The 14,337-nt window shown below is 64.2% G+C and carries 11 protein-coding genes and 1 pseudogene; 7 read left to right on the forward strand and 5 right to left on the reverse strand.

Translation table 11 applies throughout. From position 1 onward, the window contains the following. Positions 1-50: 50 nt before the first annotated feature. Positions 51-2,213, forward strand: a complete 2,163-nt coding sequence (locus AC1VS5_RS01135) for a Tex family protein (protein WP_481217410.1) — start codon at positions 51-53, stop codon at positions 2,211-2,213. A gap of 169 nt (positions 2,214-2,382) precedes the next feature. Next, a pseudogene (locus AC1VS5_RS01140) lies at positions 2,383-2,685 on the forward strand (peptide chain release factor-like protein); the annotation flags it as partial. A gap of 96 nt (positions 2,686-2,781) precedes the next feature. Here AC1VS5_RS01140 and AC1VS5_RS01145 read toward each other — a convergent pair. Next, complete coding sequence (locus AC1VS5_RS01145; protein WP_481217411.1) at positions 2,782-3,069, reverse strand: HigA family addiction module antitoxin; 288 nt, start codon at positions 3,067-3,069, stop codon at positions 2,782-2,784. Beyond that, positions 3,056-3,340 carry a type II toxin-antitoxin system RelE/ParE family toxin gene (locus AC1VS5_RS01150; protein WP_081580893.1) on the reverse strand — a complete coding sequence of 95 codons (285 nt, stop codon included), beginning with the start codon at positions 3,338-3,340 and terminating at the stop codon, positions 3,056-3,058. The genes AC1VS5_RS01145 and AC1VS5_RS01150 overlap by 14 nt, the downstream gene beginning before the upstream one ends. Before the next feature lie 131 nt (positions 3,341-3,471). Between AC1VS5_RS01150 and AC1VS5_RS01155 the strand changes: the two genes are divergently transcribed. Beyond that, complete coding sequence (locus AC1VS5_RS01155; protein ID WP_368285184.1) at positions 3,472-3,726, forward strand: type I restriction-modification enzyme R subunit C-terminal domain-containing protein; 255 nt, start codon at positions 3,472-3,474, stop codon at positions 3,724-3,726. Between the two features lie 162 nt (positions 3,727-3,888). On the opposite strand, the gene AC1VS5_RS01160 is transcribed toward AC1VS5_RS01155, so the two are convergent. Continuing rightward, positions 3,889-4,167 (reverse strand): type II toxin-antitoxin system RelB/DinJ family antitoxin, encoded by a 279-nt coding sequence (locus AC1VS5_RS01160; protein WP_417061898.1) that lies wholly within the window; start codon positions 4,165-4,167, stop codon positions 3,889-3,891. Positions 4,168-4,328: 161 nt separating this feature from the next. Between AC1VS5_RS01160 and AC1VS5_RS01165 the strand changes: the two genes are divergently transcribed. Beyond that, entirely contained in the window at positions 4,329-4,772 is a 444-nt protein-coding gene (locus AC1VS5_RS01165) for an SWIM zinc finger family protein (protein ID WP_303214694.1), read from the forward strand. Between the two features lie 319 nt (positions 4,773-5,091). Beyond that, on the forward strand, positions 5,092-5,631 hold the full coding sequence (locus tag AC1VS5_RS01170; protein ID WP_481217412.1) for a class I SAM-dependent methyltransferase: 540 nt from the start codon (positions 5,092-5,094) through the stop codon (positions 5,629-5,631). Between the two features lie 129 nt (positions 5,632-5,760). Here AC1VS5_RS01170 and AC1VS5_RS01175 read toward each other — a convergent pair whose 3' ends face one another. Both AC1VS5_RS01175 and AC1VS5_RS01180 read right to left on the reverse strand, forming a co-directional pair. Continuing rightward, complete coding sequence (locus AC1VS5_RS01175) at positions 5,761-6,549, reverse strand: ADP-ribosylglycohydrolase family protein (RefSeq protein WP_417047004.1); 789 nt, start codon at positions 6,547-6,549, stop codon at positions 5,761-5,763. A gap of 189 nt (positions 6,550-6,738) precedes the next feature. Then, a complete protein-coding gene (locus tag AC1VS5_RS01180) occupies positions 6,739-10,806 on the reverse strand; it encodes a M60 family metallopeptidase (protein WP_481217413.1) in 4,068 nt (1,355 codons plus the stop codon). A 412-nt stretch (positions 10,807-11,218) separates the two neighbouring features. Here AC1VS5_RS01180 and bsh point away from each other — a divergent pair, with 412 nt between their 5' ends. Both bsh and AC1VS5_RS01190 read left to right on the forward strand, forming a co-directional pair. After that, positions 11,219-12,193, forward strand: a complete 975-nt coding sequence (gene bsh / locus AC1VS5_RS01185; RefSeq protein ID WP_481217414.1) for a choloylglycine hydrolase — start codon at positions 11,219-11,221, stop codon at positions 12,191-12,193. Between the two features lie 161 nt (positions 12,194-12,354). Further along, positions 12,355-14,181: an MFS transporter gene (locus AC1VS5_RS01190; RefSeq protein WP_481217415.1), complete on the forward strand. Its 1,827-nt coding sequence runs from the start codon at positions 12,355-12,357 to the stop codon at positions 14,179-14,181. Positions 14,182-14,337 lie beyond the last annotated feature (156 nt).

A 14,337-nucleotide genomic window follows, 5' to 3' on the forward strand; every position in this document is an offset into this window, starting at 1 on the left:
ACGGGCGGGTATCCTAGTCACTCCAACATCGAGTGGTTTGGAGCCATTGCATGGATATCACCCTCACGCTCGCGCAAGAGCTGAACCTCAAGCCTGCTGCCGTTCAGGCGGCCATCGACCTTATCGACGAGGGCAACACGATTCCCTTCATCGCGCGCTACCGCAAGGAAGCCACGGGCGGTATGGACGACGTCGCGCTCCGCACCTTGGGCGACCGCCTTACCTACCTGCGTAATCTCGAACAGCGCAAAGAGGATGTGATCATCCTCATCAACGCCCAGGGCAAGCTCACGCCCGAGCTCGAGGCCGAGATTCGCTCCGCCACGCAGCTCCAGCGCGTCGAGGACCTCTACAAGCCCTACCGCAAGAAGCGGCAGACGCGCGCGCAGAAAGCTCGCGAGGCGGGGCTCGAGCCGCTCGCCAACATGATCATCATGCAGGTCACGCCCAAGGGCGGCGCGACTCCGCTCGACGCGGCCGCCGCATACGTTACCGCCGAGGCGGCCCAGGCCGGTTACGACACGCCCGAAAAGGCCCTTGCGGGTGCTCAGGACATCGTGGCCGAGACGGTTGCCGAGGACCCGGAGAACGTTGCCGACCTGCGCTCCTTCACCGAGGGCACGGGCGAGATCGTCGCAGCTGCGGTGGATGCGGACGAGAAGACGCCGTACGAGCCCTACTACGATTTCTCCGAGCCGGCGCGCAAGATCCCCAACCATCGCATCCTTGCCATCGACCGCGGCGAGCGCGAGGGCAAACTTCGCGTGCGCGTGGGCGTGGACACGCAAGCTGCCGTTACTCGCCTCGGTTCCCGCTGGCCGCGCCGCCAGGGTCCCTTCGCCCCGGTGCTCGACGCCGCCATCGCCGACGGCTACAAGCGCCTCATGGCGCCCTCGCTCGAGCGCGAGCTCCGCGCCAAGCTCACGGTCCGCGCGCAGACGGATGCTATCAAGGTCTTCGGCAAGAACCTCGAGAGCCTGCTCTCGGCCCGTCCGGTGCGCGGCGCGCGCGTGATCGCGCTTGACCCTGGTTTCCGCACGGGCTGCAAGGTCGCAGTGCTGGACGAGACGGGCAAGCTGCTCGATCACGGCGTCGTCTACCCCACCAAGCCGCGTCACGACGTGGCGGGCACCAAGCGCGAGCTGGCGCGTCTGGTGAAGAAGCACCATATCAACACCATCGTGATCGGCAACGGTACGGCGAGCCGCGAGACCGAAGAGGTCGTGTCGGAGTTCATCGCCGAGCAGGCGCCCGATCTGCGCTATACCATCGTGAACGAGGCCGGCGCGTCCGTGTATTCGGCGAGTGAGCTGGCAAGTGCGGAGTATCCCGAGCTCGATGTGACCACGCGCGGTGCCATGAGCCTGGGCCGACGCCTGCAGGACCCGCTGGCCGAGCTCGTGAAGATTCCGCCGCAGTCCATCGGCGTGGGCCAGTACCAGCACGACCTTGACCAGGCCGAGCTCTCGCGCACGCTTGGCAACGTGGTGGAGGACGTGGTGAACCGCGTGGGCGTGGATGTGAACACGGCGAGCGCGAGCCTCTTGAGCTACGTTTCCGGCATCACGCAGCCGGTGGCGAAGAACATCGTGGCGTACCGCGAGGAGAACGGCGTGTTCACCGACCGCAACCAGCTCAAGAAGGTGCCCAAGCTTGGGCCGAAGGCCTTCGAGCAGTGCGCGGGCTTTTTGCGCATCTCGGGCGGTAAGAACCCGCTCGATGCGACGAGCGTGCACCCGGAGAGCTATGCGGTTGCCACGCAGGTGCTCGAGCGCGCCGGCGTGACGGCGGCGGACCTCGCGGCGGGCGGTATCCCGGACATCGATAAGCGCGTGGGCAACGTGGGCGCGCTCGCGGGCGAGCTGGGCTGCGGCTTCATGACGCTCATCGATATCATCGACGAGCTCAAGAAGCCCGGCCGCGACCCGCGCGACGATGCGCCCGAGGTCGTGTTCAGCCGCGCAGCGCTCTCTATCGACGACCTGCAGCCGGGCATGGAGCTTACCGGCACCGTGCGCAATGTGGTCGACTTCGGAGCCTTCGTGGACGTGGGCGTGCACCAGGACGGCCTCGTGCACATCTCCAAGCTGGCGAAGCGCTTCGTGAAGCACCCGAGCGACGTGGTGGCCGTGGGCGACACCGTGAAGGTGTGGGTGGAAAAGGTCGATCGCGACCGCGGCAAGATCTCGCTCACCATGGTGCAGGGGAAGTAGCAGCTGGGCAGCAGAGTGATAAAACGGGTCAATATGGGACGGGTCCAAATTGACCACTTTCGGTCAAAACGGGCACGTCCCCAAATTGGAATTGAGGAGATGGGGGATGAACTGGCGTGATTACGCGAAATACGCTCAGCAGAGTATCGACGAGCTTGCGCGGGACTGCGAGGTGCAGGTGTTTCGGTCGAAGGGCCCGGGCGGCCAGGGTGTGAACACCACGGATTCCGCGGTGCGCATGACGCATGTCCCCACGGGCATCACCGTGACCGCGCGCGAGACGCGGAGTCAGTTTCAGAACCGCCAGCTCTGCCTGCAGAAGATCGTGTCGATCCTCAAGCGCCGCGCCCAGCCGCCGCGCGTGCGCAAGAAGACCAAGGTACCCAAGGCCGCACGCGAACGTCGGCTGGCGGATAAGCGCCATCGGTCCCAGCTCAAGCGGCAGCGCGGGCGGGCTGGGGATGAGTGGTAGGGGCGGGTTTGCGAGCCTGGGGTGCTGTGTTCGCTCGACAGTCGTAGCGTTCCGGGCGGCGTGTGCCCCTCGGAATACGGTTTCAGACCTCCGAGATTACTTAATGAGTGCCTCGACTGCCGGGAGTTTGCCTTCATCGAAGGACTTAATCTGGTATGTCGTTTCCAAGTTGAGCCAGAACTCCGGCGTAGTTCCGAGCGCGCGGGAGAGGAGCCAGGCCATCTCGACGGAAATGGCGCGGCGCCCGTGGACGATGTCCGAGATTGCGGACTGTGGCTTGTTGATCGCCTTGGCCAGACGATATTGCGAGATACCCAGGGGCTGAAGGAACTCCTCGAGTAGGATCTCGCCGGGCGTGGAAATGAGGCTGTTAATGGTAGTCACAAAACTCAACCCCTTTTGGTTCTCCGTTTGACCAGGTGAAGCAAAGTCTCCATTGGTCATTTACGCGAATGCTATATTGCCCAAACCGATCGCCTTGAAGGCGCTTGAGCCTGTTATTGGGAGGAATCCGAAGGTCCTGTATCGCGTGCGCGGCGTCGAGCATTTGCAGCTTGCGAAACAGCACTTTTCTGCAATCCGAAGGGATGCGCCTAGGACATGCCCCTCCGTTGCTTTCCCAGAATTGCTGAAGATCTTTGTCGGCAAATTCCATAGCGACTCCAATGCTTCTGTCAAACAGTAGTATAGGTGCTCAGACATTCCATTTCAATAATGAAAAGGTGGATGAGCTGATCGGGTATATGCCTAGGAGCGGTTTGGCACTATCCAGCAACGCTAGTACACTTGGATCGCGATGCGGCTATGGAGGCATTTGCGGGATTCCTGAATGATCAGAGCTTGAATGAACAGCAGATTTCATTCGTGAAGCGTGTGGTCAACTATGTGGTTGATAACGGCTATATGGAACCGCAGGCATTGACGCAGCCCCCGTTCGATCGTCCGAAATCGTTTGTCAGGATGTTCTCAACGCAGCAGCAGATGGATTTGTTAACGGCAATTAGAAACATCAGGGAGAATGCGACCCGACCGGCTGCGTAGGAGGAGTAGAAAAATGACCTCGCTTGGTGCGCTTCATCGTTTCCTAGAGAGGCGTGCGGGGTACTGCTGCCAGATAGTTTACTGTGTCGGCTACTCGTCAAATAGATCGGAATGAGTTCCGGTGCGTGACACGACATGGACGAGCCTGAGTGCCATCTCCGGTTATTCGTTCAATGCGGTAAACATCGTCGACGCTGAGTCATAGGATTCCGCGGGCACCTTCCCCGCAAGAATATCGCGGGCTTCGCGCATCGCCGCTTCGGTCTCGCTGTTGTACCGCGGCTGCCGAACGTCGAAAGGCAGCCCGCCCTCAAGAATCGATTTGTGCAGGAAGATGTTGATTGCTTCGGTGAGTGTCATTCCAAGACTTCCGTAAATTGATTCTGCCTCTGCCTTGATCCGCGGATTGACCCTCATGCTGATCGATGCGATCTTAGCCATTGCTGTTCCGTGCATCGGCATCGCATATTCATTGCATTACTTGCCCGCTTGTGGCAAGTCTGTTCACGATGTGCGGCTATTCTTATTCAAAGCGCGCTTGGCTTTTCCAGGCTGAAGGAGAAAGCGGAGTGCATCGGCACAACGTCGAAGGAGGGACTCCCATGCAGCTTCTCTCAATCCTCCGTATGGCAAGCGGAGCCTCCCTGTGGCGCGGGCTCGACTATGTGGAGCAGGGGCGTGTGAAGAACCTTCGGCCCGTCGGCGAGGGCGCCTTCGATGCCGAGGTGAAGGGCTCCGCAAATCTGCCCTACACCGTCCACGTGGACACTGCGCATGTTCGGCAGTCCTATTGCGACTGCCCGCACGCGGCGGGCACGAGGCGTATCTGCAAACACATGGTTGCCACGGTGTTCGCCGCCTATCCCCAACAGATCGATGCCTTCAAGTGGGAGGTCGAACAGGCGGAGCTGGAATACAGGCGCGAAGAGGCGGCCCATCGCGCGGAGCTCATTCGTTACGTAAACAGCCTCAAGAAAGGCGAGCTTCGCAAGGCCTTGCTCGACGCGCTGATCGAGCTGGAGGAGCGCTGCGACCGCTGGTGGTAGAGCTCCTGAACGACGCATCCTCGCTCTTCCGAGGCACCGTTTGCAGGTTCATTCCACTTTTGGGAATATCTTTTTCAACGATACGAAGTACAGCGTTTTGAACGCAGAAAAACCGCAGGATTATGGGAACGTTGGCATGCGGCAAGGCGACCGCGGCAAAAAGATATTCCCAAAACTGGAACGAGTGGTTTTGGCAGTCTTGTTTGGGGAAGAGCAAGTGTTCGAAGGGGGTGCCGGGCGAGCATTTTCCGCTAGCAGCGCCTCGAATCGAGCGCGCCGAGCGACCCGCTAGGGCCCAACGAGAGAGGGGAGTAATGCCGTGGTTGCCTCATATGCATCGATAGCCAGCAAGGCGGACCTTCTTGCTGCCGACGCGGTGCGGGATATTGCCCTGTGCGGTCGCTCGCTCGGCGAGACGGATCCGGTGCATCCAGACCTGGCATCCGCCGGCACGCACGAACCAACCCCGACGCCGTATTTCGTGCTGGAAGAGCTGCTTGGCAAGCTTGGTCTCACGGCGAACGACCATCTGCTCGATGTAGGCTGCGGAACGGGCAGGGTTCTTGCCTATGCGGCCTCGCAGCTTCCATGCCGGGCAACGGGAGTGGAGTTGGACGCACGTCTCGCCAACATCGCCTCATCGTGGGCAGCATCGTCTCCTCAGCTCAACGTTATCGCTGGCAGCGTGCTCGATATCTCGCTCGCGCCCTATACCTGCTTTTACCTGTTCAATCCATTCGACACCGCTGTGCTCACGCGCTTCCTCGACAAGGCAGAGCGCGAGGCGGCGCGGCCCTTCACGCTCGTCCACATGTCCGATAACGGAGAATCGTTCGCCTATCTGGGCCGTCCCGGTTGACGGCTCGTCCGTTCGGGCAGCATTCAGATGTTCCAAAAGGCTTCTGGTAGAAGCATCAAGTTCTACGAGTTTCCGCAGCATTATTCCGTCTGGCGTTATGAGGGCGTGAAGTAGATTCGTCCCTGTGCGCTAGAACAAGCAGCTCTCGATCACGTTCTTTCCACGCAGCGTGCCAAACCACTCGGCGGGAATCCCCTCAATGCCGTATACGATGCCCGCCAGCGCGCCGGCTACGGCGGCGGTGGTATCGGTATCGTCGCCGAGATTGACGGCGGCGAGCGTGCAGTCTCGGTAGCTGTTCGTTGTGAGCAGACACCAGAGGGACGCCTCTAGCGTGTCGCGCACGAAGCCTCCGGAGCGCACCTCACGTACAGGGCGCTCGGCGAGCGCAGCATACGGGCCCGTGGCTTCTCGCATCGGGACGCCTGCCGCCAACCGCCGGGCGATCGCTACGAGCTCTACGCATGCTTTGGTCGAGGTGCGGTGCGCGTGCGTGATGGCCGAGACCGCCTCGATGTCCTCGTCGCGCGCATCGGTGAATGCCAAGGGGACCGTGCGCATGAGCGAGCCGTTGCCGTTGTCCCATTCGTCTGCGCAGCCAAAGCCCTGGTCGAGCGCTCGAGCCGTCGCTCCGCCGATGTCGAACAGGCCGTCCACGGTATAGGCGCCCTCGCGGTACCAGCGGAAAAACCGCGCGCGGATATCTTCTGCGTCCACACGACCCAGCTCGCGGTAGCTGTCGCAGATGGCAAGCGCCATCGATGTGTCGTCCGACCACGTTCCCGCGGGTTGGTTGTGCGAGCCGTGGCCCACCATGCCCGTGCAGCGAAACGTCCCCCGCGGGCGAAACTCGTACGGCACGCCGAGCGCATCGGCCACTGCCTGTCCGTAGATGCAATCGCGCAGCGTTCCCGCCATGGCGCCTCCCAGCTCGTTGTCTCTGCCCGATAGTCAACCATATCACGCGCGCGGTGTGAGCGGGCATCTTGCGAGCGGACAAACGAAGGCGGGCCCCGAGCGATGTGCCCGGAGCCCGCATGGTCCTATGGTGTTTGTGCGTGCCGTGGCGTTCGTTTGCTGGCTGCTACGGCAATCGAGTACCGCTTGCTAATCTCTCTTGCGGCGTATGCGCGCGGCGATCGCAGCGCCTGCAAAGGCGAGCGCGCTTCCTGCAGCGGCAACCATCATGGGCAGCGAGAGTGCGTCGCCGGTGGCGGCGAGCTTGCCGCCGTCCTCTTCCGCACGGGATGCGCCGGCGTCTTCGCTGGCCCCGGGGCGGTTTCCGCCCTCGCCGGCGCCTTCACCGGAGTCGCTATCGCCTTGCGGGGGAGTGGTCTGGTTTCCGTCCGATGATCCGTTGCCGGGATTATCGCTACCGGGCTCGTCGTCGCCCGAGCCGTCGCCCGAGCCCTCTCCGTCTTCGCCTGCCGGCGGCTGCTCGCCGCTTCCGGAGTCCTCGCCGGATCCACCTTCGCCTCCATCGCCGCCGGGCTTCTGACCGCTTCCGTCGCCGTCACCCGACCCATCGCCCGGTTCTTGGCCACCGCCTTCGGGCGGGGTCACCTCGCCGCCGGAGCCATCGCCTCCCTCGGGCGGGGTCACCTCGCCGGAGCCGCCGCCTTCTTCGCCGCCTCCAGGCTCCTCACCGGCATCGTCGCCAGCAAGCTCAGTATGCGGATTCAACCGCACGTCGTAGGCCACCACGCTAAAGGACGCCGGGTCGCCATCACCCACGTCGCCGGTGAGCTCGAATGCCCCGTCGCGCGAGAAGCCCACGAGCTGCCCGTCGCGGTAGAGCTCCCACGCCGTCGTGGCGCGTGTGAGCTCGTCACTCGGCATCGAGGCCGTCACGCGCAGCGCGTTGCCCACGATCTCGACCGTAAGCTCGGGCTCAACCGTGCCGTCTGCACCCACGATCTCCTCGTACGTCTTCGCTCCGTTGATGATCTGCGCGTCGGTGTTCAGCGAGAAGTATTTCACCTTGCGCGGCATCGAGGGGTATTGCGCGCACCATTCCAGCACCTCGGGCGCTAGGTCGCGCTCGCCGAGCTCGTAGAGGTACTCGGCGAAGTTGTAGCCCGTTCCCATGGTGAAGGCCACGGCCATACGGTTGTACTTAACACCCGTGGTGGCATTGCTCGCCAGGTCCTCGATGGTCTTCACGGCAGCCGGGTTGCCGCGCAGGATGCGCAGGGTCGCCCCGTAGGCGCCGTACGTCTCCACATCCGCTGCGATCTCTTCGGTGTAGGGGCTCGCGGAGAAGTCGTAGTCCGCGTAATCCCAGTCGTCGAAGAAATGCAGGCCGTTCCACCACGTGGTCACATGCGTCCAGATATAGGTGCCCCAAACGTTGTCGTTCATCCAGTCGGGCACGTAGTTCGGGTCGGCGGCCATCTGCGCAAGCTCGGCATCGCGGCGCTTGGTGGCGTTCATGGCGTTCACGTGGTAGTACGCCGAGGGGTTGAACGCCGTTCCCGCCGCGCGCGACGCCTCGATGCCGCCGTGGCGCGAGCCGGCGATGGAGTACAGGTTGTTCGTCTCCTCGGCAACCGCGATCACGTTGTTGTCGAGCATGTGGCCGTACTCGTGCGACATGCCCCAGCCGTACATGTCGTCGCCCGCGAGGAACGATGCGGCCGTGCTCTCCGGCATGTGGAAGTAGCGCCCGTAGGCGTACATGGTCGAGGGGCTCGAGACCGTGCGGGTGAACGCTGTGTGCACGCGTGCGGTGGTGATGGCGTTGGGGCCGCTTGCCTCCGCCGGGTCGAACCCGTCGAACGCCCAATAGAATTCAAGCCGGTTCTGGATGGCGGTGTTCGATTTCTCGATATAGGCGATGGCCTCGGCCTCGGACGAGATGCCGGAGTACGCCTTCGCCATGGCGGTCGCGCTCACGGCGAACTGCGCGCTGCCCCGGTCGCCCATCTGGATGAGCGTCATGTCGGCCACCTGGCCCGCCTGTGCCCGGGCAGCGTATGCGCGGATGTCTTGCACAAAGGTCCAGAAGCGCTCGGGGTGTGCGGGGTCGTGCTCGTAGAAGGGGTGTTCGCCCAGGCTCGTGCCCAGGGCGGGGCTGCCGCCGGCCTCGGTGCCGCCCGAGGCGCCCGCGCCTCCCGTGCTGGCCGCGTCGTTGGCCGAGGCCGCTTCTGCACCGTCGCCCGCTGCGCCCATCGCGACCGCGGCCGCATCCGCCGCCTCGATGCGCACGTGCGCCGCGCTCTCGTTGGAGTCGTTGCGCAGGTAGAGCATGGAACCATAGGTCTTCCCCGTGAGGTCCACGGTAATGCGATTGACGCCGTTCACCAACCCGCTTTTCTGGCCGAGGTTGAGCGACGGGTAGTTGTTCGTGTCGGTCACGCCCACCTGGCGCCAGGCAACCGAGAGCTTCGAAGGGTCGTCGGCATCGACGTAGACCACGATCTCGTTCACCTGGCCGGGTTTGAGGTAGAGCCCCGTGGCATCGAGGTTGTCGAACTGATAGCCCTGCTGGGTGCGCTGCGCCTCGGACCACGGATCTCCCAGCTGCGAGAGCTCGCGCACCGTGTCCGCGAGTTCGTCGCGGTGCGCGTCGAGGTAGGCCGCATAGCGCTCGATGTCCTCGATCTGCTGCAGGCGCACGCGCTTCTCGGGGGTGTCCACGCCAGCGAAGTGCTCCTCTACCGTCGCGCGAAGGCCATCGAGAGCATCGGGCCCTGTGAGCTCGTCGCGCAGCTGGAGGCCGAGGTTGTCGGCGAAGGGGTTGTCGAGCAGGTCGAAAAGCGCAGCTACGTCGGCAGAGGCAAGGGTGATGCGACGCTGGTCGGCGGTGTCGAGGCCCACGGAGGCCGTTTTTTCGGGCGTTCCGGCGTGACGCACCGAGAGGCGCTCGAGCGCGGCGCGCGACACCTCGGGCGAGGAGGCGGTTGCCACCACGCCGCCCGCCGGCCACTCGCCTGCGAGCACGACCTCGATCGGGTCGTCCGTGGTGTGTGCCTCCGGCGCGCTTGCGAACGAGAGCGCCGCCCCTTGCGCTAGGCTCACGCGGTCGGTGCCCTCGAAGCGGGCTCGCCCGCCCAGCTCAAGAGATCCGCGGGCGTCTACGCGCACGCCGAACGTGTTGTTGGGGTTGTTGTTGCCGATGGTGCCGCCCGTGAAGCTGAGCGCGCCGCCCTCGAGCACGTGCACCACGCCGTCGCTCGACACATTGGACGAGTTCCCCGCGATGCTGCCACCGCTCATGCGCACGGTGCCCTTGGTCCATACGATGGACTCGGAGTAGCTCGTGCGGTTTCCGGTGATGATGCCCGCGCGCATCTCGAAGGTGCTGCCGCGCTCCACCGCAACGGCGGCGTTGCGCATGGCGAACCCGTTGCGAATCTCGCCGCCGTCTAGCACGAACGTGCCCTCGCGCACGTAGACGGCGCCCCACGGTTTCCATGAGCACTGGGCGCCCTCGATGGCCGTGCCTGCGCGCATGGTGAAGGTGGACTGCCCGCGCAGGGTGACGACGGCGTCGTTCGAATCGGTCCGCTCGCTGTCGATGACGAGCTTGCCGGAAGAGGGGTCGGCCGCCTCCAGCGTGAGCGAGGCACCATCCGACAAGCGGAACATGCCCGCGGCCTTTCCGCCCTCCTGCGGGAATTGCTCCGCACGGGTGATGGTGGTGTCTGCGGTTGAGCGCAGCGTGATGGAGCGGCCTGCGTCAACCGTTACGGGCTCGCTGATGCTGAGCGCGCCGGAGGCCTCGATGGCGTCGCCATCTTGTGCGGCCCGGGCCGCCTCGGTGAGCGAGCTGTATTCCGTTCGGTCGCCGCCGCGAACGATGGCGACCGTGCCGGCGGATGCGCCTGCTTCGGAGGTAGGCTCGGCGTCTTCGGCGGGCGCGCTTGCTGTGGGGGCGGGCGCGGTGGCGCCGTCGGAGGCGTCTTCTGCGGGAACGGTAGCGGTCTCGGCGGACGCGTCTTCCGCAGGAGCCGGCTCGGTTGAATCGGCAGGCGCGTCTTCCGCGGGTGCGGTGGTGCTGGTCTCGCTTTCGCTATGCTCCTGGGTGCTGGTTTCGTCTGCAAAGGCGAGTGCGGGTGAGGTAAGTGCAGCGCCCGCGCCGGGGCCCGAGAGCACAAGGCTCGCGGCAAGGAGGGCGCGCAGGGTTGTAGGGGCTATTCTGCTGTTGGGCATGATGTCCAAATCCTTTCGCATCTTGCGCCCCGTGAGGGGCGTAGCCGCGCTGGGGAATCGTTTGAGCGCGGAGGCAGAGTCTGTCTAGGTGCGGAACTTGTATACCCCGGGTAACATTACGAGCGGAAGTCTCCGGGAGCCGAATCCATAGGTTCTGCATCATGTGTCGGGGGGCCGTCGGCGTGGTGTTCGGAAAGCGCCGGCTCTCACCTGCTCGACTATCGAAAAGATAGCTTGGATGGGTAGTTTACCTGCGGGGATGCTTTGAAATACGACGCTCTTGCAGCTCTGTTGACGCTTTAGCCAAAAATGTTACCCCTCTTCAGTCATTCCTAAGTATATCGGTCGTAACTAATAGGGGGTTACGGGCAGAAGAGAAGTATCTATCGCTTCGACCCGAGGTGTTGCCTCGGGCAAGAAAGGGGGCGGGCCCATGTGCACGGGCATCCGCTTTACCAGCACCTCAGGTTCCATGTATTTCGGCCGGAACCTCGATTGGACTCAAGGCTATGGCGAGCGCGTGGTGGTGACGCCCCCTGCTGCCGAGGTGCCCGCTGCCTTCGAGCGCCCCGGCGACCTCGATGGCGCGCACGCCCATACGGTGATCGGCATGGGAATCGTGGCGGGCGGCGTCCCGCTCTACTTCGATTGCGGCAACGATGCCGGCCTTGCCGTCGCGGGGCTCAACTTCCCGCAGAGCGCGCGCTATGCCGCCCATGCATGCAGCCAGCCGGATGCGGTGAACGTCGCCGCCTATGAGCTTCCCTTCTGGATTGCTCGCAACTTCTCTTCGCTCGATGAGGTGCGCCGCGCGCTCTCCAAGACTACCGTTGTGGCCAAGCCCGTCTCGTCCGACCTTCCCGTTGCAAACCTGCACTGGATCGTTGCCGACGCCACGGGCAGCATCGTGGTCGAGTGCCTCGAAGACGGCCTTAAGGTGTGGGAGAACGATGTCGACGTGCTCACCAACGAGCCCGATTTCGGCTGGCAGCGAACGAACCTCCGCAACTATCTGGTTCTCACCGATGCCGAGCCCGCCACTGCCACGTGGGATAAGGCGCAGCTTGCCCCCTTCGGGTCGGGCATGGGCATGCAGGGGATTCCGGGGGACTACAGTGGCCCTGCCCGCTTCGTGAAGGCGGCATTTGTGAACAGCCATTATCCTGTTCAGGAGTCCGAGGCTGCCAATGTGAGCCGCCTGTTCCGCACGCTCGGTGCGGTTGCCGTGCCCATGGGGGCGGCGCGCATGGCCGACGGGTCGTCGGAAATCACCCTGTATACGAGCTGTTTCTCGGCAGAGACGCTCACGTATTACCATGCCACCTATGACGAGCCGGGCATCCGCGCGTACCCGCTCTCCGCATGCGATGTAAGCGGAAGCGAGCCCTTCTTCGCACCGGCGGCGTAGGGCCCCTCTTCGAGCTCCTATGCTTTGCCCGGGGCCGCCGCATGGCCAGCGTGCTATGCGGCATGGCCCAGCGTGCCCCGGCGCATGCGGGGCGCGGTACGGCCGTGCGGGCCATGTGTGGTCTGCACGGCACCTACTAACCATCTTCGAAAGGCGTACACGTGAATAACAACCACCAGGCGCGGGCTGCGCAGCCCGCCCGGGCCTCTCAGGCCAAAACGACCGCTTCGGCGGCGAATGCGCGGCCTGCGGGTAACTCGGGCGCTGCCTCCGTTGCCACTCCGGGGGCCGCAGAGGCCCCCGCGACTACGGCGTCTGCCCCCGCAGAGGCCACCGCGAGTGCAGCGGCAGCCCCCGCGAGCGCAGCGGCTCGCTTCTTGATCTTGCCCATCATCGTCCTCATCCTTGCGCAGATGGGTGCAACCGGCGATAACGGGGCGCTCTCGCTGGCGACGGCGTCGCTCACGAGCGAGCTCGGCGCCACCACGGCCCAGATTCAGCTCGCCAACATGATCTATCCGCTCGTAGGCGGTGCATTCATGATCGCGGGCGGTCTTGCCGGCACCATGGTCGGCTGGAAGAAGACCTTCCGCGGCGGCATCCTACTTTGCGCCCTCGGCGAGGTCGTGCTTGCCCTAGCGCCCAGCATGGCCGTCTTCATCTGGGGTGGCCGCGTGCTGGTGGGCCTTGGCGCGAGCTTCATGATCCCTTCGGTGCTGGGGCTCATCCCGCTTATCTACCAGGGTCACGATCGCGTGATCGCGTTCGGTGCCATCGGTGCGGCTTCGGGACTTTCCGCGCTGCTTCCCCTTGCACTCGGCGTGGTCATGCAGTTGGCTGGCATGCACGTTACCTTCCTCGCTCTTGCGGGCTACTTCGCGATCGTGTTCGCCGCGTCGTTTACTCTTCCCGCCATCGAGCAGCCGCGCGAGCGGGCAGGCTTCGACGGCGTGGGCGTCGCTTTGGCTGCGTCGGGCCTGTTCCTCCTGCTCATTGGCCTCTCGAGCATCTCATCGTGGGGCCTCGTGACACCTCTCTCCACGGCGCCCTTTACCATCCTGGGCATCTCGCCCGCGCTTCCCATGGCTGTGGCAGGTATCGTGGTTCTCGGCATCCTCGTTGCCTATGAGCGCCGCGTCGAGGCGCGGGGCGGCATCGCGGTGCTGCCGAGCGCGTTCCTCACAACTCCCCAGGTGCGCGCCGGCCTTGTGGCCTGCGCCCTCACCTTCTTCTTTATGGGAGCGCAATCTATTCTCATGGCGCCCTACCTGCAGCTTGTGGCCGGTTGGTCGCCCGTGGCAGTGGGGACCATCTCGATCGTCACCGGCGTTCCCACCTTCGCGCTGGCGCTTGGCATCCCCAAGTTCATGCCGCAGGCTAGCCCGCGCCGTGTAATCCAAACCGGTTACGTGGCAATGGCTGCTGCACTCGGCATCATGGCGTTCTCTGTGACCGAGAACGGCGCAAGTGCGCCCCTCGTGTACCTGGGTGCCTTCATGGCGGGCGTGGGCGCGGGTACGGTCTCTGCCCACGCGAGCAACGTGGTGGCGATGGCGCTTCCCGAGCGCGAGGCTTCGCAGTCGGGCGGCATCCAGAGCACGATGCGCAACGTGGGCCAGGCCCTCGGTGTGGCGTTGCTGGGCGCGGTGCTGATCTTCGGGATCACCGGTACGGTTCGAAGCAGTGCGGCGGCGGATGCCTCCATCTCGCCTCGAGTGTCGAGCGCCTTATCGGGTGTGAGCATCGACCTAGGCAGCAACCGGACCTTCGAGGACGAGATCGCGGGAATCTCCATGACCGACGGCGAGCGCAAGGAGCTTGTGTCGATCGAGGCCACGGCGCGCCTCGATGCGGTGCGCATGGCATATGCCGTCGGCGGGGCTGTGGTGCTGGCAGGCCTTATCACCACGCCGGCAATCCGGGACGGTGAGCGAAGGGATCCAGCGGGAAGCGCCGGGTCCACTAAGGCGAAGGGTGGTCGCTCCTGACGGGAGATAGCCCGTGCTTTTGAGATGCTCGCCGTTTGACATCACGAGAAGCGCCTCGCTTGGGGCGCTTTTTCATGGCGGGCGTACGATCCTCCGGCAAGGATATGCCTCCCGCGCTCCTCGGTTGCGTCTGCTATGCTGGTCCGCGCATATGCG

It is taken from the genome of Enorma sp., from assembly GCF_982429025.1.

Coding starts and splice junctions, on each gene's coding strand:
- AC1VS5_RS01135 (WP_481217410.1), top strand. CDS start 51: ATGGATATCACCCTCACGCTCGCGCAAGAGCTGAACCTCAAGCCTGCT.
- AC1VS5_RS01150 (WP_081580893.1), bottom strand. CDS start 3,340: ATGGAATTTGCCGACAAAGATCTTCAGCAATTCTGGGAAAGCAACGGA.
- AC1VS5_RS01160 (WP_417061898.1), bottom strand. CDS start 4,167: ATGGCTAAGATCGCATCGATCAGCATGAGGGTCAATCCGCGGATCAAG.
- AC1VS5_RS01165 (WP_303214694.1), top strand. CDS start 4,329: ATGCAGCTTCTCTCAATCCTCCGTATGGCAAGCGGAGCCTCCCTGTGG.
- AC1VS5_RS01175 (WP_417047004.1), bottom strand. CDS start 6,549: ATGGCGGGAACGCTGCGCGATTGCATCTACGGACAGGCAGTGGCCGAT.
- AC1VS5_RS01180 (WP_481217413.1), bottom strand. CDS start 10,806: ATGCGAAAGGATTTGGACATCATGCCCAACAGCAGAATAGCCCCTACA.
- bsh (WP_481217414.1), top strand. CDS start 11,219: ATGTGCACGGGCATCCGCTTTACCAGCACCTCAGGTTCCATGTATTTC.